The organism is Streptosporangiales bacterium (assembly GCA_009379825.1).
In the GTDB taxonomy this organism is placed as follows: Bacteria; Actinomycetota; Actinomycetes; order Streptosporangiales; family WHST01; genus WHST01.
This window is the reverse complement of record WHTA01000056.1, coordinates 1-26,473: the sequence shown is the minus strand read 5'-3', so window position 1 is coordinate 26,473 and position 26,473 is coordinate 1. Positions and strand designations below refer to the sequence as shown.

Annotated in this window: 25 protein-coding genes and 2 pseudogenes; 16 read left to right on the top strand and 11 right to left on the bottom strand. The window is 70.4% G+C overall.

Annotated features, from left to right (window positions below; translation table 11 throughout):
• Nucleotides 1-2 precede the first annotated feature (2 nt).
• Entirely contained in the window at nucleotides 3-317 is a 315-nt protein-coding gene (locus GEV07_22260) for a hypothetical protein (protein ID MQA05327.1), read from the top strand.
• Between the two features lie 591 nt (nucleotides 318-908).
• Here the strand turns inward: GEV07_22260 and GEV07_22255 are convergent.
• From GEV07_22255 to GEV07_22240, 4 genes and pseudogenes are all read right to left on the bottom strand, one after another.
• Nucleotides 909-1,656: pseudogene (locus GEV07_22255) on the bottom strand (methyltransferase domain-containing protein).
• Nucleotides 1,653-4,466, bottom strand: a complete 2,814-nt coding sequence (locus tag GEV07_22250; protein ID MQA05326.1) for an FAD-binding protein — start codon at nucleotides 4,464-4,466, stop codon at nucleotides 1,653-1,655. The pseudogene GEV07_22255 and the gene GEV07_22250 overlap by 4 nt, the downstream one beginning before the upstream one ends.
• A complete protein-coding gene (locus tag GEV07_22245; protein MQA05325.1) occupies nucleotides 4,463-5,194 on the bottom strand; it encodes a methyltransferase domain-containing protein in 732 nt (243 codons plus the stop codon). Before GEV07_22245 ends, GEV07_22250 begins: the two co-directional genes overlap by 4 nt.
• A 141-nt stretch (nucleotides 5,195-5,335) precedes the next feature.
• Entirely contained in the window at nucleotides 5,336-6,127 is a 792-nt protein-coding gene (locus tag GEV07_22240) for a DUF3043 domain-containing protein (protein ID MQA05324.1), read from the bottom strand.
• Nucleotides 6,128-6,202: 75 nt separating this feature from the next.
• Here GEV07_22240 and GEV07_22235 point away from each other — a divergent pair, with 75 nt between their 5' ends.
• The 11 genes from GEV07_22235 to GEV07_22185 all read left to right on the top strand — a co-directional run bounded on the left by GEV07_22235 (nucleotide 6,203) and on the right by GEV07_22185 (nucleotide 14,672).
• A complete protein-coding gene (locus tag GEV07_22235; protein ID MQA05323.1) occupies nucleotides 6,203-7,009 on the top strand; it encodes a PspA/IM30 family protein in 807 nt (268 codons plus the stop codon).
• Entirely contained in the window at nucleotides 7,006-7,284 is a 279-nt protein-coding gene (locus tag GEV07_22230; GenBank protein ID MQA05322.1) for a hypothetical protein, read from the top strand. Before GEV07_22235 ends, GEV07_22230 begins: the two co-directional genes overlap by 4 nt.
• Nucleotides 7,285-7,302: 18 nt before the next feature.
• A complete protein-coding gene (htpX, locus tag GEV07_22225; protein MQA05321.1) occupies nucleotides 7,303-8,355 on the top strand; it encodes a zinc metalloprotease HtpX in 1,053 nt (350 codons plus the stop codon).
• Nucleotides 8,356-8,925: a hypothetical protein gene (locus GEV07_22220; protein MQA05320.1), complete on the top strand. Its 570-nt coding sequence runs from the start codon at nucleotides 8,356-8,358 to the stop codon at nucleotides 8,923-8,925.
• Between the two features lie 61 nt (nucleotides 8,926-8,986).
• On the top strand, nucleotides 8,987-9,196 hold the full coding sequence (locus GEV07_22215; GenBank protein ID MQA05319.1) for a hypothetical protein: 210 nt from the start codon (nucleotides 8,987-8,989) through the stop codon (nucleotides 9,194-9,196).
• A 111-nt stretch (nucleotides 9,197-9,307) separates the two neighbouring features.
• On the top strand, nucleotides 9,308-9,682 hold the full coding sequence (locus GEV07_22210; protein MQA05318.1) for an iron-sulfur cluster assembly accessory protein: 375 nt from the start codon (nucleotides 9,308-9,310) through the stop codon (nucleotides 9,680-9,682).
• Between the two features lie 274 nt (nucleotides 9,683-9,956).
• A complete protein-coding gene (locus tag GEV07_22205; protein MQA05317.1) occupies nucleotides 9,957-10,931 on the top strand; it encodes a carbohydrate kinase family protein in 975 nt (324 codons plus the stop codon).
• A gap of 25 nt (nucleotides 10,932-10,956) precedes the next feature.
• Nucleotides 10,957-11,622 (top strand): leucyl/phenylalanyl-tRNA--protein transferase, encoded by a 666-nt coding sequence (locus GEV07_22200; GenBank protein ID MQA05316.1) that lies wholly within the window; start codon nucleotides 10,957-10,959, stop codon nucleotides 11,620-11,622.
• A gap of 163 nt (nucleotides 11,623-11,785) precedes the next feature.
• On the top strand, nucleotides 11,786-12,601 hold the full coding sequence (locus GEV07_22195; protein ID MQA05315.1) for a cytochrome c oxidase subunit II: 816 nt from the start codon (nucleotides 11,786-11,788) through the stop codon (nucleotides 12,599-12,601).
• The gene (gene ctaD / locus GEV07_22190; protein ID MQA05314.1) at nucleotides 12,598-14,274 is read left to right on the top strand and encodes a cytochrome c oxidase subunit I; all 1,677 of its coding nucleotides are present in this window, start codon (nucleotides 12,598-12,600) and stop codon (nucleotides 14,272-14,274) included. The genes GEV07_22195 and ctaD overlap by 4 nt, the downstream gene beginning before the upstream one ends.
• A complete protein-coding gene (locus GEV07_22185) occupies nucleotides 14,271-14,672 on the top strand; it encodes a cytochrome c oxidase subunit 4 (GenBank protein ID MQA05313.1) in 402 nt (133 codons plus the stop codon). Before ctaD ends, GEV07_22185 begins: the two co-directional genes overlap by 4 nt.
• Nucleotides 14,673-14,716: 44 nt before the next feature.
• On the opposite strand, the gene GEV07_22180 is transcribed toward GEV07_22185, so the two are convergent.
• From GEV07_22180 to GEV07_22160, 5 genes are all read right to left on the bottom strand, one after another.
• A complete protein-coding gene (locus GEV07_22180) occupies nucleotides 14,717-16,075 on the bottom strand; it encodes a hypothetical protein (protein ID MQA05312.1) in 1,359 nt (452 codons plus the stop codon).
• Nucleotides 16,076-16,262: 187 nt separating this feature from the next.
• Complete coding sequence (locus tag GEV07_22175) at nucleotides 16,263-17,927, bottom strand: ubiquinol-cytochrome c reductase cytochrome b subunit (protein ID MQA05311.1); 1,665 nt, start codon at nucleotides 17,925-17,927, stop codon at nucleotides 16,263-16,265.
• 73 nt (nucleotides 17,928-18,000) lie between these two features.
• Nucleotides 18,001-19,116, bottom strand: a complete 1,116-nt coding sequence (locus GEV07_22170) for a Rieske 2Fe-2S domain-containing protein (protein ID MQA05310.1) — start codon at nucleotides 19,114-19,116, stop codon at nucleotides 18,001-18,003.
• A gap of 7 nt (nucleotides 19,117-19,123) precedes the next feature.
• Nucleotides 19,124-19,921: a c-type cytochrome gene (locus tag GEV07_22165; GenBank protein ID MQA05309.1), complete on the bottom strand. Its 798-nt coding sequence runs from the start codon at nucleotides 19,919-19,921 to the stop codon at nucleotides 19,124-19,126.
• A gap of 14 nt (nucleotides 19,922-19,935) precedes the next feature.
• On the bottom strand, nucleotides 19,936-20,565 hold the full coding sequence (locus GEV07_22160; protein MQA05308.1) for a heme-copper oxidase subunit III: 630 nt from the start codon (nucleotides 20,563-20,565) through the stop codon (nucleotides 19,936-19,938).
• Between the two features lie 290 nt (nucleotides 20,566-20,855).
• Here GEV07_22160 and GEV07_22155 point away from each other — a divergent pair, with 290 nt between their 5' ends.
• Both GEV07_22155 and trpD read left to right on the top strand, forming a co-directional pair.
• Complete coding sequence (locus GEV07_22155) at nucleotides 20,856-21,314, top strand: hypothetical protein (protein MQA05307.1); 459 nt, start codon at nucleotides 20,856-20,858, stop codon at nucleotides 21,312-21,314.
• Nucleotides 21,315-21,316: 2 nt separating this feature from the next.
• The gene (gene trpD, locus GEV07_22150; protein MQA05306.1) at nucleotides 21,317-22,372 is read left to right on the top strand and encodes an anthranilate phosphoribosyltransferase; all 1,056 of its coding nucleotides are present in this window, start codon (nucleotides 21,317-21,319) and stop codon (nucleotides 22,370-22,372) included.
• Nucleotides 22,373-22,390: 18 nt separating this feature from the next.
• Here the strand turns inward: trpD and GEV07_22145 are convergent, their stop codons facing one another.
• Entirely contained in the window at nucleotides 22,391-22,678 is a 288-nt protein-coding gene (locus GEV07_22145; protein ID MQA05305.1) for an Lrp/AsnC family transcriptional regulator, read from the bottom strand.
• Nucleotides 22,679-22,690: 12 nt separating this feature from the next.
• Nucleotides 22,691-24,487: a DEDD exonuclease domain-containing protein gene (locus GEV07_22140; GenBank protein ID MQA05304.1), complete on the bottom strand. Its 1,797-nt coding sequence runs from the start codon at nucleotides 24,485-24,487 to the stop codon at nucleotides 22,691-22,693.
• 132 nt (nucleotides 24,488-24,619) lie between these two features.
• Here GEV07_22140 and GEV07_22135 point away from each other — a divergent pair, with 132 nt between their 5' ends.
• Both GEV07_22135 and GEV07_22130 read left to right on the top strand, forming a co-directional pair.
• Nucleotides 24,620-24,898, top strand: a complete 279-nt coding sequence (locus GEV07_22135) for a hypothetical protein (protein MQA05303.1) — start codon at nucleotides 24,620-24,622, stop codon at nucleotides 24,896-24,898.
• A gap of 8 nt (nucleotides 24,899-24,906) precedes the next feature.
• Nucleotides 24,907-26,225: pseudogene (locus GEV07_22130) on the top strand (RNA-binding protein).
• Nucleotides 26,226-26,473: the final 248 nt, after the last annotated feature.

Below are 26,473 nucleotides of genomic sequence, written 5' to 3'. Positions count from 1 at the left end.
GGGTGCCGGCTGGCAGCGCCAGGGGTTTCGCCTACGGGCTGGGCGGGGCGGCGGTCACCGGCGTGGGCTTCGGCGTGTTGCTCGGGTTCGAGGCGTGGCGGGCGCGGCAGGTGATCGGGCGCCCCACCGCCCAGCCGCCGCACACCGACGGGAGGTACGGCAAGGGGCGGGGCGCGCCGGTGCGGCTGCTGGTCGCCGGCGACTCGCTCGCCGCCGGGTACGGCGTGCAGCGGGAGGAGACGATAGCCGCCGGGGTCGCGACCGAGCTGGCGCGGCGGGCGCACCGGCCGGTCGACGTGGCGAACGTCGCGAAGTGAGTGCGCGGTCGACGGACCTGGCCGGGCAGCTCGACGCCGGTCTCGCGGCCGGCCAGCCGCCGGACATCGGCCTGCTGATCGTCGGTGCGAACGACGTCACGCACCAGCGCTGGCTGGCGCACGGTCCGGAGCTGCTCGCCGGTGCGGTGGAGCGGCTGCGCGGAGCCGGCAGCCAGGTCGTCGTCGGCACCTGTCCCGACGTCGGCACGGTGGAGCCGATCTGGCAGCCGCTGCGGGGCCTCGCCGCGAAGGTGAGCACGAGCTACGCGGCCCGCCAGGAACGGGGGCCGTCGGGGCGGGTGCCCACGTCGCCGCGCTCGGCGAGCTCGCCCCGGCGTTCAACGCGGACCCGGCCGGGATGTTCGGGCCGGACCGTTACCACCCTTCGGCCAGGGGCTACGCGGCCGCGGTCCAGGCACTGCTGCCTGCCGTGCTCGCGGCGGCGGCGGCGAAGGGCATCGTGCCGTCATCCGCGGTGGAGGCGTCGCGGGCGCCGGCCAGGTCGACCGACCTCGCGCGCTCTTCCAGGCTCGCCGCGTTCCGCGACACCGCCCGCAGGTACGGCGAGGGAGCGCGACCGGTGACCGCGGGTCAGGCCGGTTTGCCGGCGTCCAGCAGGAAGCGCCTGGAGTGCGCGACGAAGCTGCCTTCGGCGACGATCCGCTCGTGCACCTCGGCGAGCCGGTAGCTGTCCACGTCGAAGCCGGGGACCGTCCAGATCACCTTGCGCAGGAAGACCACCACGGCGGCAATGTCGAAGAACTCCATCCGCAGCCACTCGTCGCAGGTCGCGTACCCGTAGGCCCGCCGCCTCCGCTGCCGCGCAGATCCGCTGCGGGTCGCGCGCCTGGCTCGGCTCGAGCGGTCCGAGCATCGCCTCGGTCAGCTCGTGCACCGAGCCCGCGGCGACCTGTTGCGAGAAGTACGTACCGCCGGGAGCGAGCACCCGCGCGACCTCCGGCCAGTCGGTGACCACCGGGTGCCGGCTGACCACCAGGTCGAACGACCCGTCGGCGAACGGCAGCGCCGCATCCTCGGCCACCTCGACGACCGACGCGCCGAGCGGCGCGAGCCGCTCGGTCGCCAGTGCGACGTTCGGCGGCCACGCCTCCGTCGCCACCAGTCGCGGCGGCGGCTGCGGGATCCCGGCCAGCACCTCGCCGCCGCCGGTCTGCAGGTCGAGCGCGGACGTGGCGGCGGCCATCCGTTCGCCCATCAGCCTGGCGTAGCCCCAGGACGGCCGCTGCTCGGTGGCGCGGCCGGCGAACCAGGAGAAGTCCCAGCCGGCGACCGGCCCGGCCGCCCCCTCGTCGAGCAGCTCCTCGAACGACGCACTCACCGCAGGGCGCGACGCAGCAGCTCGGCGGTGTGCACGGCCGTACGCCCGGTGCCCTGGGTGACCTGGGTACGGCACGAAAGGCCGTCGGCGACGACCACCGTGCCCGTATCTGCGCCGCGCACCTTCGGGTAGAGCGACTGCTCCGCGCACGCCTGCGACACCTCGTAGTGCCCCGCGGCGAACCCGAAGTCGCCGGCCAGGCCGCAGCAGCCGGGCCCGGCCTGGTCCGGCCGGACGCCGATCCGCCGCAGCAGGTCGAGGTCGCCTGCCGCGCCCTTGGTGGACGTCTGGTGGCAGTGCACCTGCACGACCGCGTCGATGTCGAGCGACCCGAACGGCCAGTTGCTCTCGTGCGGCGCCAGCAGCTCGGGCAGCGTGGTCAGCTGCCGCGACAGCCGCGCCACCAGCGGGTCGTCGGGCAGCAGCTCGCGTGCCTCGTCGCGCAGCGCGGAGGCGCACGAAGGCTCGAGCCCGAGCACCGGGTAACCGGCGGCCAGGTACGGCGCGATCGCCTTGACCGAGTTGCCGACGACCCTGCGGGCCACGCCGAGCTGTCCGGTCGAGTACCAGGTGAGACCGCAACACACGGGACTCTTCGGCATCACGACGCGGTAGCCGAGCGCCTCGAGCACCTCGACGGCGGCGGTGCCGATCCTGGGCTCGAGCAGGTTGGTGAAGCTGTCCGGCCACAGCACGACCGTGCCGGCACTGCCGCTACCGCGCGAGCCGCGCCGGCGGAACGCGCGCTGCAGCGTGGTGCCCGGCAGCGGCGGTAGGTCGCGGTGCTGGTCCACCCCGGCGGCGGTCTTCGCCAGCTTCGCCAGCGACGGCGTGCGCCCCACCGGACCGGCCAGGGCGGGCGCCAGCTGCGCGAGCCGCAGCCACAGCGGCAGCCAGCCGAGGCTGTAGTGCGTACGCGGCCGCAGCCGCCCCTCGTAGTGGTGGTGCAGGAACTCCGCCTTGTACGTCGCCATGTCGACGTCCACCGGGCAGTCGCTCTTGCACGCCTTGCAGCTGAGGCAGAGGTCGAGCGCGTCGCGTACCTCCGTGGACCGCCAGCCGTCGGTGACCACGTCGCCTTCGAGCATCTCGGCGAGCAGCCGCGCACGGCCGCGGGTGGAGTGCACCTCGTCCCTGGTCGCCTGGTACGACGGGCACATGGCCGTGCCGTGCGGCACCCGGCACTTACCCACGCCGACACAGCGGCGCACGGCGTTGCTGAACGAGCCGCCGTCGGCGTGCAGCGCCTGGACGGAGACGAACGCGTGCGGCCGCTTCGGCGGGCCGAAGCGCATCTCCGCGTCCAGCGGCGCAGGGTCGACGATGACGCCCGGGTTGAGCACCCCGTCGGGGTCGAACGCGTGCTTGAACGCGCCGAACGCCGCCATCGCCTCGGCGGAGTACATCCGCGGCAGCAGCTCGGACCGCGCCCGGCCGTCACCGTGCTCGCCTGAGACGGTGCCGCCGTGCGCGGCGACCAGGTCGGCGGCGTCCTCGACGAAGCTGCGATACCCGGCGATGCCGCCTGGCTCATGCAGCGGCCAGTCGATCCTGACGTGCGCGCAGCCCTCGCCGAAGTGGCCGTACAGGATGCCGCTGCGGCCGTGCTTGGCCAGCAGGGTGCGGAAGTCGCCGAGGTACGCGGCGAAGTTCTCCGGCGGTACGGCGGCGTCCTCCCAGCCGGCCCAGGCCTCGGTGCCGTCCGCCGCCCTGGTCGCGATGCCGGAGCCGTCCTCGCGCACCCGCCACAGCGACCTGGTGGTGACCGGGTCGTCGGTGACCCTGTGCGTCGCGTGCGGCACCGCGGCGATGATGCGGTTCGCGACGTCGAGCGCCTCCTCCGGGGTCGCCCCGCCGACCTCGCACATCAGCCAGCCGCGCCCCGGCGGCAGCTCGTCGCCGACGTGTCCGCGGCCCGGCCGCCGCCGCACGGCGTCGACCAGCTCGCCGTCGAGCCCCTCGGCGGTCAGCGCGCCGAGCGCCGGCAGCGCGGGCGCGGCCTCGGCCGCCGCGATGACGTCGGGGAAACCCAGCACGAGCAACGCCTTCGCCGCCGGCGTGGGCACGAGCCCGACGGTGGCGGAGAGCACGATGCCGCACGTGCCCTCGCTGCCGACGAACGCGCGCGCGGTGTCGAAGCCATGCTCGGGCAGCAGCCGGTGCAGGCCGTACCCGGACACCTGCCGGCGGAACCTGCCGAGCTCCGTACGCAGCAGCTCCAGGTGCCGGTCGCGGATCGCCGTGAGCCGGTCATCGAGGGTGGCGTCACCGCTGCCGCCTGGGCGCAACCGCACGATGCGGCCGTCGGCGAGCAGCACCTCGAGCTCACGGACGTGGTCGGCGGTCGTGCCCCAGGCGGCCGAGTGCGCGCCGCAGGAGTTGTTGCCCACCATGCCGCCGATGGTGCAGCGCGCATGGGTGGAAGGGTCGGGCGGGAACGCGAGGCCGTAAGGCGCGCCCGCGGCGGTGAGGTCGTCGCAGATGGCGCCCGGCTGCGCGACCACCGTCGCGGCCTCGGGGTCCACCTCGCGCACCCGGTTCATGTAGCGGGAGAAGTCGACGAGCAGCCCGGGGCCGAGCGAGTTCCCTGCGATCGAGGTGCCGCCGCCGCGTGAGGTCACCGGCACCCCGTGCTCGCGCGCGAGCCGCACCGCCCGGACCACGTCCTCGACGTCGCGCGGGAAGAGCACGGCGGCGGGTACCGCGCGGTACAGCGACGCGTCACCCGCGTACGCGCCGCGGGTCATCGGGTCGACGCGTGTGGTGGCCGGCAGCTGGCTGGCCAGCGCCCTGGCGAACGCGGCGGTCATCGGGCGCTGCCGACCCGGCCGATGAAGTGCAGCAGGGCCGCGATCCTGCGGTACGGGTCGGTGCGCCCTGCGAGCTCCTCGCAGGTCAGGATCAGCTCCATGTCCGCCGGGGGAGCGCCGTCGGGCAGCGCGTCGGTGAGCGCCCGCACGCCGTACCACTGCTCCACGTCCACGCCGACCGACTGCAGGTTCGCCACCATGTCGTCGAAGCGGTCCGCGCGCGCCTCTATGCCGAGCCTGTTCACGTACGTGGCGGGCGCGGTGAGCGCGTCCTTCGCCTGCGTCCAGTTGCCGAGCAGCGCGGGCCGCAGCGCGAGCGCGTCGCCGTTGCGGGCGAGCACCGACAGCATGCCGCCCGGGGTCACCGTCCCGATCAGCGCGCGCAGCAGCGGCGTCGGGTCGGGGAGGTACATGAGCACGCCGTGGCAGAGCACCACGTCGAACGCGTCGGCGCCGAAGGTCTCCACGGCGGCGTGGCCGTCACCTGTGACCAGGCGCACCCGCTGCCTGGTTGCCTCGTCCTCGCCGGCCAGCGCGCTGCGGCAGGCATCCAGCATCCGCTCGCTGGCGTCCAGCCCGGTGACCTGGTGACCGCTGCGGGCCAGCCGGATGGTCTGGCTGCCCTGCCCGCACCCGACGTCGAGTATCCGGGCCGGCGCCGCGGGCACGTGTGCCGTCAGCTGGCTGGCCACCAGCTCCTGCCTGACCACCTGGCGCACCTTGTCCATGTTGGTGAGCCAGCGGGCCGCTCCTGGTTCGAACGAGCTTGGAACCGCCACGTCCGTGGGACTCCCTTCCCTGCCGCGGGGTCGCCTCGCGCGCCCCGAGTGGTTCCCCCGCCGGATCCGGATGAGTCGTCGGACGTGCCGTCAGTCGCGTACGGCGTCGCCCGGCTTGACCTTCGGCGGCGGGAGCCGCAGCTTCCTGATCTGCAGCGACCGCATGACCGCGTACATGTTCAGGCCGCGTTCCGTGTGGTCGGGGAAGCGGTCGCGCACGATCCGCTTCATGTTGCGGACCATGACGAACGAGTCGAAGGCGACCAGCATGATCAGGCCGTACCAGCCGTACATCAGGTACGTCTGGATCTGCGTGGACATCGCCGCAGTGATCACCTGTTGACCGGTGGCCACGGAGAGCAAGATCTGGAACAGCAGCACACCGAGGGTGATGAACAGGAAGTAGCCGCCTAGGCCGCGGCGGGTGTCCACCACGTCGCGCACCAGCCGCCGGATGGGACCGGCGTCGCGGGGACCCAGCTTGCTCTCGTCGCCGCTGCGCAGCGCCTTGGACTGCTCGCGCCGGACGTCCTGGGTGGTCTTCGCGCCCGCGGTGGTCTCGCCCTTCTTCTGCCGCTCGCGCAGCATCCGGGCAGCCTCCTTGCGGTCCTTGGGCGCCTGCACGTAGGTGCGGCGGCGCCGTTCGGCCTCACGGCGCTTGGGCGTGGGCCGCCCCTTGCCGGTGGCAGGGGCGTTCTCGTCCTCGGCGGGCCCGTTGGACCCGTCCGCTGACCCGTTCTTTTCGGCCGCAGCGGCCGCGGTGCGACGTCGGAACACGCCCTCAGGGTAGTCGGGTCGGGTACCGCCGGGCCAAGGGCGGCTGCCTACCTGTTCGCCGGCGAGGTACTTCCCCTGGCCCGCGGCTCGCCGCTGAGCGGCCAACTGGCCTAGGCTTGAGGTCTACTCGGATCCGAATCGATGCTGCTGGCGCCAGACACTGAGGGGGCTACACGGCAAATGAGCGTGCTGAAGCGGTTCACCATGATCTTCCGCGCGAAGGCCAACAAGGCGATGGACAAGGCGGAGGACCCCCGCGAGACGCTGGACTACTCGTACCAGAAACAGCTCGAGCTCCTGCAGAAGGTGCGACGGGGCGTCGCCGACGTCGCGACGTCGCGGAAGCGGCTCGAGCTGCAGATGAACCAGATCAACCAGTCTTCGGAGAAGCTGGCCAACCAGGCCAAGCAGGCGATGAGCCAAGGGCGGGAGGACCTGGCGCGTGAGGCGCTCACCCGTCGGTCCGGCGTCCAACAGCAGTTCACCGACCTGCAGCAGCAGCACGCGCAGCTGCAGGGCGAGGAGGAGAAGCTGACCCTGGCGTCGCAACGGCTGCAGGCCAAGGTCGACTCGTTCCGCACCCGCAAGGAGACGGTCAAGGCGACCTACAGCGCGGCCGAGGCCCAGACGAAGATCAACGAGGCCTTCTCCGGCATCTCCGAGGAGATGGGCGACGTCGGCATGGCCATCCAGCGCGCCGAGGACAAGACGAGCGAGATGCAGGCGCGCGCTGGCGCGCTCGACGAGCTCATCGAGTCCGGTGCGATCGAGGACGTGAGCAGTACCGGCCGGCAGGACGACATCCAGCGCGAGCTCGACCAGCTCGGTAGCGACTCGCAGGTCGAGCACGAAATGCAACAGTTGCGTAACGAGATCACCGCCGGCGAGGCGACGAAGGAGCTCGACGCTGCGCAGCCCGCGCCGGAGCAGGCCGAGGCGGCCCAGGAAGCGCCGCAGCAGCAGGCGCGGCCGGGGGAGTCGGCATGATCGTACGGATCTCCCACGACGATCAGTACGAGATCGCCGACACCGAGTTCGAGCACCTGAACGAGCTGGACGACGCGTTGCAAGCGGCGGTCGACGCCGGTGACGAAGCCGCCTTCAGGGAGGCCCTCACCGCGCTACTCGACCGCGTGCGTGAGGTGGGCACTAAACTGCCCGTCGACGCGTTGGTCAGTTCAGACGTGGTCCTACCCGCCGAGGATGCCGACCTGGCAGAGGTGGCGGAGACGCTGAACGAGGAAGGACTTATCCCTGGTTGACCGGGGGTGCAACTAACTATGGCCAAGACGCGTTTCGCTCCAGACAAAGGCCTCACCGCGCGGATGGGCCTGACGATGTTCCTGCTCGGACTCGTCTACACGGTGTTCATCGCGGGCCTGATCGCGGCGTTCTGGAAGGGGGGCGGCTGGGTATGGGTGCTCCTCATCGCCGGCGGCTTCCTCGCCGTCCAGTTCCTCTTCTCGGACAAGATCGCGCTCGCGGCGATGCGCGGTCACGTGGTCACGCCCGAGCAGGCGCCGCAGCTGCACGCGATGATCGACCGGCTCTGCGCGATGGCGGACATGCCGAAGCCCAAGGTCGCCATCGCCGACAGTCACATCCCGAACGCGTTCGCGATCGGCCGTAGCCCGAAGAAGTCGGTGGTCTGCGCCAGCACGGGCATCATGCGCCAGCTGGAAACCGAGGAGCTGGAGGCCGTGCTCGCGCACGAGCTGTCGCACGTCGCGCACCGCGACGTCGCCGTGATGACCATCGCTTCCTTCATCGGCATTCTGGCCGGCACGCTGGCGAGGATGGGCTTGTGGGGCATGGCGCTCGGCGGCGGCAACAAAGACCAGAACGGCGCGGCCGCTGCCTTGATCATGCTGGGCGTGATCGTGGTGAGCGCGCTCGTGTACGCCATCAGCTTCGTCCTGATCCGCACGCTGTCCAGGTACCGGGAGCTGTGCGCGGACCGGTCCGGCGTGCTGCTCACCGGCAAGCCGTCGGCGCTGGCGTCCGCACTGCAGAAGGTGTCCGGCAGCATGGCGCACATCCCGACCAAGGACCTGCGCAAGGCCGAGGCGTACAACGCGTTCTTCTTCGCGCCGCTGAAGAGCAAGGGCTTCAGCTTCTCCACGCTGTTCGCCACGCACCCGCCGCTCGAGCGCAGGCTCGAGCAGCTCGCCGAGATCTCCACCCAGCTCGGCGAGGTGGCGCCCGGCCAGCAGCGGATGCCGGGGCCGTCGTACGACGAGATCCCGGGGATCCAGCAGCCGCCGGCGAACCCGCAGCTGCCCGGCCAGCAGGACCAGCGCGGCCAGGGCCAGCCGCCGCACGGGATGCGGTAGATGGGCTTCCTGGACGCGCTGCTCGGTCGCTCGAAGCCGGCGAAGCCCAACCTGGACCAGCTGTTCGGGCTGCCGAACGCCGCGATGACGCTGCAGGTGGCGATGGGCTTCGAGCCGACCGGCGTGGGCTCGGTGTGCTACCGGGAGATGGAGGGCCAGGCCTTCTACCAGACCCAGTCGGACGTCACCGAGCTGCTCGACGCCGACCAGGGGCCGAAGGTCGAGAAGACGAAGGACGAGCACGGCTACACCTGGCTGGTCTGCCGGCACGACCCGCAGGACGTCAGCGGGCTCGTCACCGACCTGCACGCGGTCAACACCGAGCTGGAGGCGAACGGCTTCGGGCCGGCGCTGCTGTGCTCGCTGGTCGGCTTCGAGCACGGCGACGGTCGCACCCTCGGGTTGGTGTACCTGTACAAGCAGGGCTCGTTCTACCCGTTCGCGCCCAGCGGCGCGCAGCAGCGCAACTCCGTGCTCGAGCTGCAGGTGCGCAGCCAGGTGGAGAACGACCTGCGGGTGGAGAAGGACACCAGCAGGTGGTTCCCCGTTTGGGGTGCACCCGGCCTGTAGCCTCGGTCGTGCGGGGGTGATCGCACACCCTCCTCGTTCGTCGCCGAGCTGGAGGTCGTGGGTGGGGTTCACCGTCCTCGTGGTGGTACTGGCCGTCGCCGTGGCGGGAGTGGCCGACTTCTTCATCGAGAAGTCGCTCGCGCAGCACGGCCTCGCGCAGGGACTCTCGGCCGCGGAGGTCACCAAGAAGCGGCGGAACACGCGGCTGGGCATCGTGGCGCTGACGCTGCCGGTCGTGATCGCCGCCGTGGTGGTCACCGTCCTCGGCTGACGCCGGGTGGGCGCCGGATCGGCGCGCACTGTGCGACGATGGGAATGCACAGGGGGCGCACCCCTGTTGTTCGAGACGTACCGACAACCGGATCTCCGGGAGCGAATACTCATGACGGTCCAGCACGACGGTCTCACTGCCACGACCGAGACGGCGGCCGGCGGCCCCGTGGTTCTCACCGACGTCGCCGCGTCGAAGGTCAAGAGCCTGCTCGAGCAGGAAGGCCGTCTCGACCTCTCGCTGCGCGTCGAAGTCCACCCTGGCGGCTGCTCTGGCCTGCGCTACCAGCTCTACTTCGACGACGAGCAGCGCGAAGGTGACGACATCACCGAGTACGGCGGCGTCAATGTCGTCGTCGACCGGAAGAGCGTCCCGTTCATCAAGGGCGGGGTCATCGACTTCACCGACACGATCCAGAAGCAGGGGTTCACCATCGAGAACCCGAACGCGACCGGGTCGTGCGCCTGCGGCGACTCGTTCCACTAGCACGTCAGGACGGTCGGATGCCCAGGGTGGCTGCCACCCTGGGCATCTTCGCGTCCGGAGTGCGACAATCACGGTATACAGGACATTCCGGGTAGAACACGCCCGGCTGGGTGTCGACGTGACCAATGCCACGACGTGCCGCCGACCGGCATCCCGTGCAGGTAGCCAGCCGCGCACTGGAGCCCGCCGGACACCGCCAGTGAGCGCTGGCGGTTGGTCGGAGCGGCGAAGTTTGAAAGACTCGAATGTCCTTGACCCCTGCCGAGGAGCAGTTGTGCAGATAGCAGTGTCTGGATCCATCGCTACCGACCACCTGATGCAGTTCGACGGGCAGTTCTCCGACTCCCTCGTCGTCGAGCAGCTGGACAAGATCTCGTTGTCCTTCCTGGTGGACGATCTCGATGTGCGAAGAGGCGGGGTAGCGGGCAACATCTCGTTCGGCATGGGGAGCCTGGGCCTGCGGCCGTTGCTCGTCGGCGCGGTCGGCAAGGACTTCGCTGAGTACCGGACGTGGCTGGAGGACCACGGCGTGGACACCAGCCCGGTGTGGGTCTCGGACACCCGACACACGGCGCGGTTCGTCTGCACCACCGACCGGGCCACGGCGCAGATCGCCACCTTCTACTCCGGCGCCATGGCGGAGACCGGCGAGATCTCGCTGAAGCAGGTGGCCGACCAGTACGGCGGCCTCGACCTGGTGGTCATCGGCGCCAGCGACCCGGACGGGATGCTGCGGCACACCGAGGAGTGCCGCACGCACGGCATCCCGTTCCTGGCCGACTGCAGCCAGCAGCTCGCGTTCATGGACGGCGACGGCATCCGCGCCCTCGTCGACGGTGCGCGCTACCTGTTCACCAACGAGTACGAGGCGACCCTCACCGAGCAGAAGACCGGCTGGAGCCCGGAGGAGATCCTGGACCGGGTCGGCACCAGGGTGACCACGCTGGGCGCCGACGGGGTGCGGATCGAGCAGCGGGGTGAGTCGACCGTCCAGGTGAAGGCGGCGGCCGTGGGCCAGATCGCCGACCCGACAGGCAGCGGGGACGGGTTCCGTGCCGGCTTCCTCTCCGGCCTCGCCTGGGGGCTGCCGCACGAGCGCTGCGCCCAGCTCGGGTCCGTGCTCGCCGCGTACGTGCTCGAGGTCGACGGGCCGCAGGAGTACGCGTTCGACTCCGGCAAGTTCCTGCAGCGCTTCACCGAGACCTTCGGTGCGACGGCGGCGGCCGACGTCGAGCCGCACCTGCGCTGAGCCGAGCCGGTTCGGGGGAGTACGGGTGCCGGTCGAGCCGCCACCGACCACCTGGCAGCTGCCCAGTCCCGACGGAGACCATCCGCAGGGGCTGATCGGCGTGGGCGCCGACCTCGAGCCGGGCACGCTGCTCGCCGCCTACCGCACCGGGCTGTTCCCCATGCCGTTGCGACGCCGGATCGGTTGGTGGTCACCGGTCCGGCGCGGCGTCATCCCGCTCGACGGGCTGCGGGTGTCGCGGTCGCTGCGCCGGTCGTGCCGGCACTTCGAGATCCGCGTCGACACGGCGTTCGACGAGGTGGTCGCCGGCTGCGCCGAGCGCGGTGACACCTGGATCACACCGGAGATCACCGCGGCGTACCGCCGGCTGTACGACCTCGGCTGGGTGCACAGCGTGGAGGCGTGGAACCCCGCAGGCGAGCTGGCCGGCGGGCTGTACGGCGTCGCCGTGGGCGGTCTGTTCGCCGGGGAGTCGATGTTCTTCCGCGAGACGGACGCGTCCAAGGTCGCGCTCGTCGGCTTGGTACAGCTGCTCACCGACGGTGTGACCGACGTCGCGCAGCGGCTGCTCGACACGCAGTGGCTCACCCCGCACCTGGCGTCGCTCGGGTGTGTGGAGATCCCGAGGGACGAGTACCTGACCAGGCTGAAAGCCGCGCTGACACTGCCGTTGCCGCCGGTTTTCCAGTGACCTGCGCAACACGCGTTTCGCCACCGGCCGGCCCGTGCAGAGTGAGCGTTGCGCGACCAGTAATGTGTCCATGGGCCCTGCTGGGTACGAGCTTGGAAGGCCAGTTGTGATCCTCCCGCGTCGTTCGGCAGCACGGCGGCGTAAGACGCACACCGCCGTCGCGATGTCGCTGCTTGCCCTGATCGTGCTGACCGCTTGTAGCAGGGCCGAGGTGGAGCGGTTCGGCATGCCGGTGCCGGCCACCGAAGAGGCCAAGCGCATCCTCTCGCTGTGGCAGGGGTCGTGGATCGCGGCGCTCGCCGTCGGTGTCCTGGTCTGGGGCCTGATCATCTGGGCGGCGATCTTCCACCGCAAGAAGCACGACCGGTTGCCGCCGCAGGTGCGCGAGAACTCGCCGATCGAGGCACTGTTCACCATCACGCCGCTGATCATGGTCGCGGTGCTGTTCTTCTTCACCGCTCGCGACGAGGCGGTGCTGATCGACACCAGCAAGCCGGCGGACGTCACGGTCGACGTCGTCGCGTACCAGTGGAGCTGGAAGTTCTACTACGAGGACGACGGCATCAACGGCCGTGACCTGGAGGACGGCATCACGGTCGTCGGCCGGGCCGGGGAGAAGCCGACGCTGGTGATCCCCGAGGGACGCCGGGTGCAGTTCAACCTGTACAGCCAGGACGTCATCCACTCGTTCTGGATCCCCGCGTTCCTGTTCAAGCAGGACGCCAACCCGTACAAGCAACCGCCGGACGGCAAAGAGTTCTGGCAGATGGGCAAGGAGGACAAGCCCAACTGGAACACCAAGTTCCAGATCCAGCCGAACCGGCAGGGCACCTTCGCCGGCCGCTGCGCAGAGCTCTGCGGCACCGACCACAGCAAGATGTTGTTCACCGTGAAGGTCGTCAGCTGGTCCGAGTACCAGCAGTACGTCGACGACCAGAAGTCGGCACAAGCGAGCGCGCAAGGGGGTGCCGGGTCGTGAGCGCCACCGTCAGCGATACGTCGTCCGCGCAGGTGGAGGCACCGCGCAAGCCGATCGGCACGATCCTCGTCGACTGGCTCACCACGACCGACCACAAGAAGATCGGTCACCTGTACCTGATCACCTCGTTCGGGTTCTTCCTCGTCGGCGGTGTGCTCGCGCTGGTGATCCGCGCCGAGCTCGCCGAGCCCGGCCTGCAGATGGTGTCGAACGAGCAGTTCAACCAGGCGTTCACCATGCACGGCACGATCATGCTGCTGCTGTTCGCGACGCCGCTGTTCGCCGGGTTCGCGAACGAGATCATGCCGCTGCAGATCGGTTCGCCGGACGTGGCGTTCCCGCGGCTGAACATGCTCAGCTACTGGTTGTTCTCGTTCGGCGGGCTAATCGTCGTCGCCGGGTTCCTGACGCCCGGTGGGGCGGCGGGCTTCGGCTGGTTCGCGTATACGCCGCTGTCGGACGCCCAGTACTCGCCCGGCCTCGGCGGTGACCTGTGGATCGTCGGCCTGGCGCTGGCCGGTTTGGGCACCATCCTCGGCGCGGTGAACTTCATCACCACGATCCTCACCATGCGCGCGCCCGGCATGACCATGTTCCGGATGCCGATCTTCACCTGGAACATCCTGCTGACCAGCGTGCTGGTGCTGCTGGCGTTCCCGGTGCTCGCCGCGGCGCTGTTCGGCCTGGCGGCGGACCGGATCCTCGGCGCGGAGATCTTCGACCCGGCCAACGGCGGTGCCATCCTGTGGCAGCACCTGTTCTGGTTCTTCGGGCACCCCGAGGTCTACATCGTCGCGCTGCCGTTCTTCGGCATCATCACCGAGGTCATCCCGGTGTTCAGCCGCAAGCCGCTGTTCGGCTACACCGGCATGGTCGGGGCTACGATCGCGATCGCCGGTCTGTCCACCACCGTCTGGGCGCACCACATGTTCGTGACGGGTGCGGTGCTGCTGCCGTTCTTCTCGTTCATGACGTTCCTGATCGCCGTGCCGACCGGGGTGAAGTTCTTCAACTGGGTCGGCACCATGTGGCGCGGCCAGATCACGTTCGACACGCCGATGCTGTTCGCCGTCGGCTTCCTCACCACGTTCCTGTTCGGCGGCCTCACCGGCATCATCCTGGCGTCGCCGCCGCTGGACTTCGCCGTCTCCGACTCGTACTTCGTGGTGGCGCACTTCCACTACGTGTTGTTCGGCACGGTGGTCTTCTCGATGTTCTCCGGCTTCTACTTCTGGTGGCCGAAGTGGACGGGGAAGATGCTCGACGAGCGGTGGGGCAAGCTGCACTTCTGGTTGCTGTTCTTCGGCTTCCACCTGACGTTCCTCATCCAGCACTACGTCGGCGTGATCGGCATGCCGAGGCGGTACGCGGATTACGGCGCGGCCGACGGGTTCACCCTGGAGAACCAGATCTCCACCGCGGGCGCGTTCCTGCTCGGCATCTCGATGCTGCCGTTCTTCTACAACCTGTGGCGTACGGCGAAGCGCGGCGCCAAGGTCCAGGTCGACGACCCGTGGGGGTACGGCGGTGGCCTGGAGTGGGCCACCTCGTGCCCGCCGCCGCGGCACAACTTCACGTCGCTGCCGCGGATCAGGTCCGACCGGCCGGCGTTCGACCTGCACCACGCGCCGACCAGACGACCGCTCGCGGACGTTGAAGGGACCAAGCCGTGAGGGTTCAAGGTGTCATGTTCATCGGGATCGCGTTCTGCTTCGCGGTCGCGGACGTGATCTACTGGATCTTCTCCAAGGACCCGACGGGCACCACGGCGCTCGCCCTGGCCGTGGCGATGGCGTTGCTCATCGGCTACTACCTGCTGTACACGCACCGCAGGGTGCCCAAGCAGGAGCTGTACGAGGACGACAAAGAGGGCGAGATCGTCGACGGCGCGGGGGAGATCGGCTTCTACAGCCCGCACAGCTGGTGGCCGCTCGCGCTGGCCGGCTCGTGCGCTGTCGCGTTCATCGGGCTGCCGATCGGCTGGTGGCTGGTGATCATCGGCGGCATGCTGACCATGCTCTCGACCGTCGGCTGGGTCTACGAGTACTACCGCGGCGAGTACAAGCACTGACCCGACCCGCGACCCGGCGATCCACTGACCGGGTCGCTGCTCGGTCAGTAGCGGTTGGTGTGGCGTGCGGCGGCCAGGATGGCGGCGTACTGCACGGCTACCAGGTCGCCGATCGGTGCCGTGGTGAGCCGGCTCTCCGCTTCCGCGACCGCGCACCACTCGTCGTGCAGCTCGGCGACGGTACGCCGCTGCGCCCTGATCACCGCGGTGCCGTTGCCGACTGCCAGCTCGCCGTCCAGAGCCCGCAGGAGCATCCCTGAGTACCGCAGCCGGAAGGTGTGGACGGTGTCGCGCAGGGCGAGCAGTTCGGCCACTGTGGCGGCTCTGGCGGCTCCTGGCAGCTCGGCGCGCCGCTCGATGTCGTGCCGTCGCCTGGCACTGTCCGCGGTGAACGCGCGGGTCGCACGGAAGAACGGCGACTCGTACGCCAGGTCGGGGGCGACGAGCCGCAGGATGTCGCCGAGCAGGTCGGCGAAGTCGCCGAGCGCCTTGCTCTGCTCCCGCAGCGCGTCTGCGTACCTGGTGTCGGTCGGGGAGGCGTCGCTGAAGTCGCCGTGCGTCCAGTACGGCACCTCGCTGATCAGCGTGACGGTGCCGTACCGCAGCGCGTAGTCGGCGCTGGACGCCCCTGCGCCGCTGTGCGCGGGCGCCAGCCCGTACTGCTCGGCGTGGTCGGCCGCGTGTCGCGGGTTGCTGGTACGGAACACGGCCGCGCTGAGCAGCTCGACGTTCGGCTGTTCCGGCTCGCCGGCGTCCAGCGGTAGCCCGAGCTCAGCGGGGATGCCGTGCAGCATCGGGTAGAGCTCGGGTTCGTCGTGCGAGAGGTAGTAGTAGACACCGCCTGCCTCGGCGTTGTGCAGCGAGGAGAGGAACATCGGGCGGGTCTCGTCGATCAGCCGCATCAGTGCGCTGGTCTCCGGCAGCACCCGGTCGTCGTGGATCCGCATGCCGGAACGGGGGAACGTCCAGTCCACCTGCTCGTCCGGCGCCGGTCGGTAGAAGTGCCGCGCATACCTGGACCGGGTGAACGGCCCGCGCAGCCACTGCTCGTTCAGTCTGGTGCCGTCCGGATCGGCGCACGGCACGATGTGCCAGGTGAGGCCCAGTCGCTCCCGCAGGCTCGGGTCGGCACACAGCCGCCGCGCCAGGTGCACGGCGGTGAGCCCGCCGACCAGCTCGTGCGGGTGCGGCATCGCGTAGGCGAGCGCGTGGCGGTCGCCGCCGCTGATCGTCAGGCAGTGCAGTGGCTCACCGAGGCGCGACCGACCTACCCTGCGCATCGTGCAGACCGAGGGGTAGGTGTCGGCGAGCCGTTCGAACTCCGCGATCAGCTCGTCAACGGTGGCGAAGGTCGAGAACTCGGGCACGGTGCCGAGCTCTCGACGGATAAGGGCATCGAGCATAGGTCCTCTAGGGGGTGAGGGCGACCTAGCTAGTCTGCGACGGATGCGCTGGTCCATTCGACCCAAACGACGGAGATGACGACGGACCGTATGGAACTCACCGTGCGTATACGTACCTGCGTGCACGAAGGCCACCAGCCGGTTGACGAACCGAGCTGGTGGCCTTCGTGCTGGCCGTGATCTCCGGCTATTCGGTGCGGCCGGAAAGTTCCTTACGGTCGCCCTGCTCGACCTCGTCGGCACCGCCGTGCCCGTAGCCGTGGCCGTTGCCGTACCCGTCGCGCGCCACGTTGTCCTGCGTGTACCAGCGCTGCGCGGACAGCCGCAGCCGTTGCAGGAGTGCGTGCTTCGCCTCGACGCCGTGGCCGTCGGCGAGCTCGGGCAGCGCCTCCGGCTGGGCCGGCTCGGTGGACTCGATCTTGCCGAGCATCTCGTCCGACGGCGTGCGGGTGACTTCCTCGTAAGCACCGGAAGGGAGCCGCCTGATGACGCCGGTCTCCACGCCCTCGTGCAGCAGGTGCGCGTCCTTGCGCTGCAGACCGATGCAGATCCGCTTGGTCATCATGAAGACGATCACCGGGGCCGCGAAGATCATGACCCGGAAGATCCAGGTCAGCGTGTTGACCGACAGGCTGAACTTGTCCGCGATGATGTCGTTGCCACCGGCGATCCACAGCACCAGGTAGACGCTGATCCAGGCGGCACCGATCGCCGTACGCACCGGGACGTCGCGCGGGCGGTTGAGCACGTGGTGTTCAGTGTTGTCCTTGGTGATCCATTTCTCGATGAACGGGTACACCGCCAAGAGGGTAAAGAGCACACCAGGCACGATCAACGCGGGCACCAAGGTGCTCCAGATGATCGTCCACTCACCGAAGAGCACGGTCTCCGCACCAGGCATGATGCGCAGGCCACCTTCGAGGATGCCGATGTACCAGTCCGGCTGAGCACCTGCGGTGACGTGCACGGGGTTGTACGGCCCGTACATCCAGACCGGGTTGATCTGCACGAACGCGCTGAGCAGTGAGAGCGCGCCGAACACGAACATGAAGAACGCGCCGGTCTTCGCCATGAAGTGCGGGAAGAACGGCACCCCGACGGTGTTGTGGTTGGTCTGCTTCTTGCTCGCCCACACGGTGTGCTTCTGGTGCCACATGATCAACATGTGCGCGCCGATCAGCGCGAGCAGGATGCCGGGCACCAGCAGGATGTGTACGACGTAGAGCCGTGGGATGAACTCGCCGGCGAGCCCCTCGGGGAAACCACCGCCGAAGGCGAAGTACATCAGGTAGGTGCCGACCACGGGGATCGAAAGGAAGACCACGGAGACGAAGATCCGCAGGCCCACACCGGAGAGCAGGTCGTCTGGCAGCGTGTAGCCGGCGAAGCCCTCGAGCATCGCGAGCGTGAACAGCGTGATGCCGATCAGCCAGTTGATCTCGCGCGGCTTGCGGAACGCTCCGGTGAAGAACACCCGGAACATGTGCACCATGATCGCGGCGACGAACAGCAGCGCCGCCCAGTGGTGGATCTGCCGCATCAGCAGCCCGCCGCGGACCTCGAGCGAGAGGTAGATGGTGGACTCGTACGCCTCGCTCATCGGGATGCCGCGCAGCTTCTCGTACGAGCCCTCGTAGACCGTGTGCTCCAGGCTCGGCTGGTAGAAGAAGGTAAGGAAGATCCCGGTGAGCAGCAGGACCACGAACGAGTAGAGCGCGATCTCGCCGAGCATGAACGACCAGTGGTCGGGGAAGAGCTTCTTCATCTGCTTGCGCAGACCGCCCGCACCGCCGAACCTGTCGTCCAGCGCCTTACCGGTACCCGCTAGGACCTTCGTCGTGGAGTCCTGCATCAGGCCTCCCCATCCGTGTGCCGTCCCCGACCATTCCAGCGTACGCCCAGGTAACGCCTGGCGTCGTGGGGAATCATTCGGTGTTCCTGTTCGAGCCGCGTTCCCAGAAGCTCGGTCCGACCGGGCCGTTGATGAAGTGGTCGGCGTCGGCGACCAGGTAACCGTCGGAGTCGACGTTCACCGGCAGCTGGGGCAGCGCCCTGACCGCCGGGCCGAAGATCACGTTCGCGCCGTCCACCATGTCGAAGGTGGACTGGTGGCACGGGCAGAACAGGTGTTTGGTCTCCCGCTCGTAGAGGCTGATCGGGCAGCCCGCGTGCGTGCAGATCTTGGAGAACGCGCAGACGCCGTCGACGGCGTACTTCTCCTGCACCCGGCCGCGCTTGGTGTCCTCCCGGATCTCGCCGGGCCGCAGCCTGATGATCAGGAGGGCGGCCTTGGCGGTCTCCTTGAACTCGTGGATGCCCTCGGGCAGCGTGCTCAGCGCGACACCGTAGTCGGTGACGTCGGCGAGCTTCAGCAGCCGCGGGTTCTCCGACTCCTCCGTACCGGCGACGACCATCCGCATGCCCTTGCGCCAGGGCTGCTCGAACAGGTCCCTCTTCGGCAGCGGCCCCATGTCGCGCAGCAGCCACAGCGGGGCGAGCCCGAGCGGCACGGCGGCGAGCAGCAGCGTGCGCCGCAGCAGCGGCCGCTTGGTGACCTGCGTGCTCTCCAGGGTGTCCATGAAGTACTCGCCGAACTTCTTGCGGTCCTCCTCCGAGGAACGCAGCTCGTGCCGCTCGTCGACCATCTCCTTGTTGGGCATCAGCTTCCTGACCCACAAGACGATGCCGATCGCGAGCGCGAAGAGCGCGACGGTCAGCGAGCCGCCGAGCAGCTTGTTCGACACACCCGCGGTGTACGAGTCGTCCGCCGGCTGGATCACGTAGAACACCAGGAACGCCACGCCCGCGAGGAACGCGACGACGAACCAGGTAGCGACCAGCCGCTCGCCGCGCTTGGCCTCCTCGTCGCTGATCTCACGCTCCGGTGGTGCCTCGGGGGAGCGGGGCCGCTCACCGCGTTCGGCCTTGCGGCGGGCCGCAAGGGACTCGGCGACCTCCGCCGACGTGGGCGTGCCGCCGCTGCGCCTGCGCGCGGTCGAGCCGTCGCCCGTCGCCTGTCCGTTCTCGCTGTCAGTGCTCATGCGCGTCTCAGTCCGTCTTCTTCTTCGCGGTGATCCACATCGCGGCCACGACACACAACCCGATGCCGACGAGCCAGACGACCAGGCCCTCGCTGACCGGGCCGACCCGGCCGAGGCCGGCGCCACCGGGGTTGGGCTCTTCCTCGATCGTCTTTATGTAGCGGATGACCGCGAGCTTCTCGTCGCGAGTGAGGGTGCGCTCACCGAAGACCGGCATGTTCTCCGGGCCGGTCTCCATCGCCTCGTAGATGTGCTTCGACTGCACACCCGTCAGCTCGGGCGCGTACTTGCCGTTGGTCAGTGCGCCACCGGAGCCGGCGAAGTTGTGACACTGCGCACAGTTCGCCCGGAACAGCTCGCCGCCGAGCGCGAGGTCGGCGTCCTTGTAGTCGCCCTCGACGTTCTTCGGGACCTCGGGACCGGCGGACAGCGACGCGACGTACGCGGCCATCGCGTCGATCTGCTTCTGGGTGAACTTCGGCTCCTTGCGCGGCGCCTGCGCGCCTGGCTGCGCGAGCGGCATCCGGCCGGTGCCGACCTGGAAGTCGACCGCCGCGGCGCCTGAGCCGTAGAGGTTCGGGCCGGTCTTCGTGCCCTGACCCGACATGCCGTGGCAGGTCGCGCAGTTGGTCTCGAAGAGCCGCTTACCCTCTGCGATCTGTTGCTTGCTCGGTGTGTTGGCCGCCTCGGCGCGCGGGGCGTTGTCGTCCACACCGGCGTAGAAGCCGCCGACGGCGACGAGCGCCAGCAGCAGCAGGACGTAGCGCGAGAACGGCCGCCGCCGCCATGCGGTTCTACTTCTCACCGAGCGCCTCCTCGTCACTGGATCAGGGGGAGTAGGTAGATCGTCGCGAACAGGCCGATCCACACCACGTCGACGAAGTGCCAGTAGTACGACACCACGATGGCGCTGACGGCTTGCTCATGGGTGAACCGCTTGGCGGCATATGTTCGGCCGAGCATGAAGACGAAGGCGACCAGACCGCCGAACACGTGCAGCCCGTGGAACCCGGTCGTCAGGTAGAAGACCGAGGCGTAGGCGCTCACGACCGGGTCGGCCGCGTTGAAGGTGAGCCCGCCCTCACGGATCAGGTTCGTGTACTCGTAGATCTGGCCGGCGTCGAATACGGAGCCCATGACCAGGGTGGCGAGGAACCAGAACCGCAGCCCGCGCACGTTGCCCTTTTCCGCGGCGAACACGCCCGCCTGGCAGGTGACCGAGGAGAGGACGAGGATCAACGTGTTGACCGCCGCGTAGGGCAGGTCGAGGTGGACCGGGGGCCACTCGTTGCCCTGGGTGACGTTGACCGAGCGAATGGTGAAGTACATCGCGAACAGGGCCGCGAAGAACATCAGCTCCGACGCGAGCCACACGATCACGCCGACACTCACCGGGTTGGGCCGGTGCGACGAGTGCGCCGGTACTCGACGTGCCGCTGAAACCGTCATACGCGTGTGCCTTCCCTGGCGCTTGGACCGGAGGTGCTCGCCGTGTCGCGGCCGCAAGGGCATGTCTGCATGCCGAGCTCCTGCGCTGCATAAGCCACGTCAGGCATTATTGCGGTCAACCCCCCGTCTGTTCTGCCGACCCCCCGGGTGAAGCCGTGGGAGACTGGTCACGTCGGCGGCACCGGTTCATCTGGTACTGATCTCGTCCGGATACCATCCCCAGGAGAGCGGGCCAGCGGTTCCGCGACGACCGTGCCAGAACGGATCCGAGACGGCGAGGTAGCAGCGGGATGAGCGAGTCAGAGCAGCCGGCGTCGGCTCCCGAGTCGACCGTGACGGTGCTCGTCTACAGCGACGACGCGAGCATCAGGGAACGGGTCAAGCTCGCGCTTGGCCGCCGTCCCGCGGCCGACCTGCCGCGGGTGGAGTACCTGGAGACCGCCACCGAGCCGGCGTGCCGGAAGGCGCTCGACTCCGGCACCGTCGACCTGGCCATCGTGGACGGCGAGGCGACCCCGGCCGGCGGCCTCGGTATCTGCCGTGCGGCGAAGAACGAGGTCTTCCGCTGCCCGCCGGTGCTCGCGCTGATCGCGCGGGCGCAGGACGCGTGGCTGGCGAAGTGGTCCCAGGCCGACGGCGTGGTGATGTACCCGCTCGAGCCGGTGAGCCTGGCGGCCGCGGCGGCCAAGCTGCTGCGCGGCCGGCAGGAGCTGACCACCACCGGCGACGCGATCACGAGCCCGGGCTGATCATGGCGACGCAACCCGCGCCACGGCAGTGGGCGAACCTCATCGGTCAGCTCATCGCGGGGGAGTCGCTGAGCGCCGAGGACACCCGCTGGGCGATGGACCAGACGATGACCGGCGAAGCCACCGCGGTGCAGATCGCCGGTCTCGTGGTGGCGTTGCGGGCGAAGGGCGAGACCGTCGACGAGCTCGCCGGGTTCGCGGCCGCCATGCTCGACCACGCGACCAAGCTCGAGGTTGCCGGCCCGCTGGTGGACCTGGTCGGCACCGGCGGTGACCGACGTAACACCGTGAACCTCTCCACCATGGGTGCCGTGGTGGCGGCCGCCGCCGGCGCGCCGGTGGTGAAGCACGGCAACCGGGCGGCGTCGTCCGCCTGCGGCGCGGCCGACCTGTTGGAGCAGCTCGGCGTGGTCATCGACCCGCCACCCGAGGAGAACGCACGGATCGCCGCGGAGCTCGGCATCGCGTTCTGCTTCGCGCCGCTGTACCACCCGGGGTTCAGGCACGCCGCCGTTCCCCGTCGCGAGCTCGGCACTCCCACGGTCTTCAACTTCCTCGGCCCGATCACCAACCCGGCGGACGTGCGGGCGAACGCCGCCGGCGTCTCCGACGCCCGGATGGCGCCGATCGTCGCCGGCGTGTTCGCCGACCGCGGCTGCGAGGCGCTGGTCTTCCGCGGCGACGACGGCCTGGACGAGCTCACCACCACGACGACCTCCACCGTCTACGTGGTGCACGGCGGCGAGGTGGCGAAGACCACGTTCGACCCGGCCGACCTCGGCTTCGCCAGGTCGCAGGTGAGCGACCTCACCGGCGGCGACCCCGCGTACAACGCCGGCGTGGCGCGCGACATCTTCAGCGGCAAGGGCGGGCCGGTGCGCGACACCGTGCTGCTCAACGCCGCGGCTGCACTTGCCGTGGCCACGCCGAGCGAGGCGTCGCTGGTGGAGCGGCTGCGGTCCGGCGTCGCGGCCGCGGCTGAGGCCATCGACTCCGGCGCCGCGTCGGACCTACTGGACCGCTGGGCGGCGGCGACCCGCGCGGCAGCCGCCTCCTGACTACCGCCGCGGCGGTAGTCAGGAGGTCGCGTCGAAACCCAGGGCGAAGGCGGCGTCCAGGTCGTGCCTGGAGTACGTGCGGAACGCCACGTGCGTCTCGGTGTGCGTGACGCCGTCCACCTTGTTCAGCCGGCCGGGGATGGCCTCGGCGAGGTCCTGGTGCTCGCGCACCCGGACCATCGCGACGAGGTCGAACTCGCCCGTCACCGAGTAGACCTCGCTGACGTCGGGCAGCTCGGCGATGCGCTCGGCGACCTCGGGGATGCCGGCGACGTCAGCACGGACGAGCACGATGGCGGTGATCACACGGCCTCCTCTTCAGCGGGCGAGGACTCCTAGTGTCCCTGGCGGTTGGTGCACCGTGTGCAGCGGGCTGCGTTCGCCGAGATCGTACTGCGTGGCGCCCTGTGCCGCGGCGTCGAGCGCCGCGAGGACGCGGCCCGCACCGTGCGCGGGGAGTGCCCAGGTGCCGTCCACGTCCACGATCCTCGTGCCCGGTTTCTCCAGCCAGCGCAGGATGCACTCGGTCTCCTCGGCGCTCGCCGCCGGGGTGGGGCCGACGCCCTGCGACACCGCCTCCGCCGCCGCCACGAGCGCGTCGACGTACGGCCGCGGGTGCGCCCGCGGTGGTGCGACGCCGGCGGCGACGAGCCTGCCGTACCTGACCACCGTCAGCTCCCAGCCGCCGGCCTCGGTCGGCCGCGCGGCGACGAGCTGCGCGCACCCGGTGAGCGCGGACAGCCGCTGCGTACGCGCCGCCGACCGCGCGTACGCGGCCAGCCGGTCGCGCTGCACTGCGGCGTCCTCGTACCGGCCGGCGGCCGCAAGCGCGTCGATGCGGCGGCGCAGCGCGCCCTCGGCGGCCCGTACGTCGTCGAGCATCGCGTGCCGGACGGCGTCGGCGACGACCGCGTACTCCGTGGCGGTCTGCCGCCCCTCGCACGGCGCGCCGCAGCGGCCCATCTCGGCAAGCACGCACGCGTTCGTCGGCCGCTTCGGGGTGATCCGCGGTGTGCACTGCCGCAGCGGGAACGCCTCGTGCAGGGCAGACATCACCAGGTCCGCCGTACGCCTGGAGCCGTACGGGCCGAGGTAGGTGGCCCTGTCCGCGCCGACCTTGCGCACGATCGACAGCCGCGGGAACGGCTCCGCGGTGAGCTTCAGCCACAGTGCCTTCTCCGGGAACCTGGAGCGGCGGTTGTACGGCGGCTTGCGTTCCGCGATCAGCCGCAGCTCGCGCACCTCGGCCTCCAGAGTGGTAGCGCACTCGATAGCCGTGACCTCGTCGGTGAGGGCCACCATCTCGCGCATCCGCTTGCGCATCTCGCCGGCGGTGAAGTACTGCCGCACCCTGGTGCGTACGTTGCGGCTCTTGCCGACGTAGAGCGTCGCGCCCCTGACGTCGCTGAACACGTACACGCCGGGCGCGGACGGCAACGGCTCGGCCAGGTAGCGCTTGCGGCGCTGCTCCTGGGTGACCCGGGCGGAGAACGTGGTCAGCTCCTCGAGCGACTGCACACCGAGCGGGCCGAGCCGTTCGAGCAGCGCGTGCAGCACCTCGACGGTGGCGCGCGCGTCGGCGAGCGCCCGGTGGCACGGCGTGGTGGTGGCGTGGAAGTAGCCGGCCAGCGTGCCGAGCTTGCAGTTGGGTACCTCGTCGCGGGTCATCAGCCCGTGCGCCAGGCGCGCGGTGTCGACGGTGGTGCACGCCGGCCACGGCCGGCCGGTCTTCGCGCAGGCGGCCTTCAGGAACCCGACGTCGTACGGCGCATTGTGCGCGACGAGCACGCACCCGCGGGCGAACTCGAGGAACGAGGGCAGCACGGCGGACAGTGTCGGCGCCCCGGCCACCATGCCGTTGGTGATCCCGGTGAGCAGCTGGATGAACGGGGGGATGCCGGTGTGCGGGTCGACCAGCGACTCGAACTCGCCGAGCACCTCGCCGCCGCGGACCTTCACTGCGCCGATCTCCGTGATACCGGCGTCGGCGGGTGCGCCGCCGGTGGTCTCCAGGTCCACCACCACGAACGGGACGTCGCGCAACGGGGTGCCGAGCTCGTCGAAGGTGGTCTGGCGGGCGGCCTGCCTTGGTCCGCCGCCGCGATCGTCGCGCAATGGTCACCTCGCCGGTCGCCGTCCTCGCGACTTCGGACGCTATGTGCCGCTACCGACAGCGTCCGGTCCGCCGCGCCGGGCAACCGCGCGGCGCCGTAGGCTCGAGGGGACCGAAGGAGAGGTGTGACTCCCGTGGTGAGCAGCTGGCCTACGGCCGACACCAGGTGGCGTTGTGCCCAGTGCGGCAACCTGACCAGGTTCGACGTCACCAGGACGGCAAGGACCGAGGAGTTCGTGCACGCCGACCTCGCCGGTGAGCCGACCGTGGAGGAGCGGCGCGTGCTCACCGAGACGCTGGAGCGGGTCGTCTGTCGCTGGTGCGGCTCGGCCGACCAGGTGGAGCTGGTGCCGCGGCCGGACGCCGTGGACGAGTCCCTGCCGGCTGCAGGACGTCCCGTCGAGTCGGACTAGGACCGACCGTGTCCGCCGGTGACCGGCGAGCCGACACCGCGCCGCCTGAGCCGGTGGCGCTGCCGGAGGCTGCGCGCGTACGGCTGCTCGACCGGGCGGCGCAGTGCCTCGGCAGCCTCGAGCCGGCCGAGATTCCGCAGCCGCTGCGGCGGGTCGCGAGGTTCGAGCCGCGCCGCCGCGCGCGGCTTGCGGGCAGCCAGATCGCGGCCGCACTGGACGCGGACGAGTCGTTCCGCGACCGGGTGGCGGAGACGCTGCGGCAGGACCGGCCGGAGCTCGCCGCGGCCGTCGCGGCCGGCGAGCTGCCGGCGGCGGCCGACCCGGTGGACGTCGCGGTCGCCGCGTACCTGCTGCGTCCGGACGGCTGGCCGGAGCTGCTCGCCGCCGCAGCTACCGCGGTCGCGCAGGCGGCCGCCGACCGGGGCGAGGACGCCGAGGTGGCGCGGCTGCGCGAGCAGCTGGACGCCGTGCGCAACGAGGCGGACAAGGCGGTCGCCAAGGTGACGGCGCAGCTCACCGAGGCGAGGTCGGAGGTGCGGCTGCTGCGCCGCCGGGTGCACGAGGAGCGGCAGCGGACGAAGACGGCGGAACGGCGTGCCGACGACGCCGAGGCCGCGGCAGAGCAGGCGAACGCGGCCGCCGCCGCGGCGGCGGACCGGCAGGCGGCCGACGTCCGCAAGCTGCGCGCCCAGGTCACCGAGCTGACCGCCCAGCTGGCCGCCGACCGGCGGGCGACGAGGGCGGACCGGTCGGCGGCCAGGCCAGGCTGGCCGTGCTCGTGGACGCGCTGCTCGAGGCCGCGAACGGGCTGCGCAGGGAGTTGGCGCTGCCCACCGCCGTCCGGCGGCCGGCCGACGCCGTGGCCGAGCAGTACGCGGCCGCGAGCGGCACCGCGTCCGCGGCCGCCAGTGCCGGCCCGGACCTGCTCGACCGGTTGCTTGCGGCGCCACAGGCGCACCTCGTGGTGGACGGCTACAACGTCACGAAGACCGCGTGGCCGCAGCTGACGCTGCAGCACCAGCGGTCCCGGCTGCTCGGCGGGCTCGGCACCCTGGCCAGCCAGTTCCGCGGCGAGGTCACCTGCGTGTTCGACGGCGCGGACGTCGGCGGCCGGGTGCCGGCCCCGCAGGTACGCGGCGTCCGCGCGATCTTCAGCCCCGCAACAGACAGCGCGGACGACGTCATCATCGAGCTGGTACGCGCAGAGCCAGCGGGCCGACCGGTGGTGGTCGTGTCGTCGGACCGCGAGGTCGTCGACCAGGCGGTCGCAGCGGGCGCGGACGCGGTGCCCGCCCAGCTACTCGTCGACCGCCTGACCTGGACCTGACCTGCGCCCGGCGGGGTGGTGGCCAGCAGCTGCGCGGCTGCTGGTCGAGCGGTTGGCCGGGCCTGACCTGTGCCGGCGTGGTGGTCGTGTCCTCGGACCGCGAGGTCGTCGACCAGGTGGTCGCAGCGGGCGCGGATGCGGCGTCTGCGCGGCTGCTGGTCGAGCGGTTGGCCGGGCCTGACCTGTGCCGGCGTGGTGGTCGTGTCGTCGGACCGCGAGGTGGTCGACCAGGTGGTCGCAGCGGGCGC

What these genes read in the sequence shown, in the direction of transcription:
- GEV07_22235 (MQA05323.1), top strand. Translation starts at nt 6,203, where the DNA reads ATGAGCGTGCTGAAGCGGTTCACCATGATCTTCCGCGCGAAGGCCAAC.
- GEV07_22220 (MQA05320.1), top strand. Translation starts at nt 8,356, where the DNA reads ATGGGCTTCCTGGACGCGCTGCTCGGTCGCTCGAAGCCGGCGAAGCCC.
- GEV07_22230 (MQA05322.1), top strand. Translation starts at nt 7,006, where the DNA reads ATGATCGTACGGATCTCCCACGACGATCAGTACGAGATCGCCGACACC.
- GEV07_22175 (MQA05311.1), bottom strand. Translation starts at nt 17,927, where the DNA reads ATGCAGGACTCCACGACGAAGGTCCTAGCGGGTACCGGTAAGGCGCTG.
- GEV07_22250 (MQA05326.1), bottom strand. Translation starts at nt 4,466, where the DNA reads ATGACCGCCGCGTTCGCCAGGGCGCTGGCCAGCCAGCTGCCGGCCACC.
- GEV07_22245 (MQA05325.1), bottom strand. Translation starts at nt 5,194, where the DNA reads ATGGACAAGGTGCGCCAGGTGGTCAGGCAGGAGCTGGTGGCCAGCCAG.
- GEV07_22160 (MQA05308.1), bottom strand. Translation starts at nt 20,565, where the DNA reads ATGACGGTTTCAGCGGCACGTCGAGTACCGGCGCACTCGTCGCACCGG.
- trpD (MQA05306.1), top strand. Translation starts at nt 21,317, where the DNA reads ATGGCGACGCAACCCGCGCCACGGCAGTGGGCGAACCTCATCGGTCAG.
- GEV07_22195 (MQA05315.1), top strand. Translation starts at nt 11,786, where the DNA reads ATGTCGCTGCTTGCCCTGATCGTGCTGACCGCTTGTAGCAGGGCCGAG.
- GEV07_22170 (MQA05310.1), bottom strand. Translation starts at nt 19,116, where the DNA reads ATGAGCACTGACAGCGAGAACGGACAGGCGACGGGCGACGGCTCGACC.
- GEV07_22155 (MQA05307.1), top strand. Translation starts at nt 20,856, where the DNA reads ATGAGCGAGTCAGAGCAGCCGGCGTCGGCTCCCGAGTCGACCGTGACG.
- GEV07_22180 (MQA05312.1), bottom strand. Translation starts at nt 16,075, where the DNA reads ATGCTCGATGCCCTTATCCGTCGAGAGCTCGGCACCGTGCCCGAGTTC.
- GEV07_22210 (MQA05318.1), top strand. Translation starts at nt 9,308, where the DNA reads ATGACGGTCCAGCACGACGGTCTCACTGCCACGACCGAGACGGCGGCC.
- htpX (MQA05321.1), top strand. Translation starts at nt 7,303, where the DNA reads ATGGCCAAGACGCGTTTCGCTCCAGACAAAGGCCTCACCGCGCGGATG.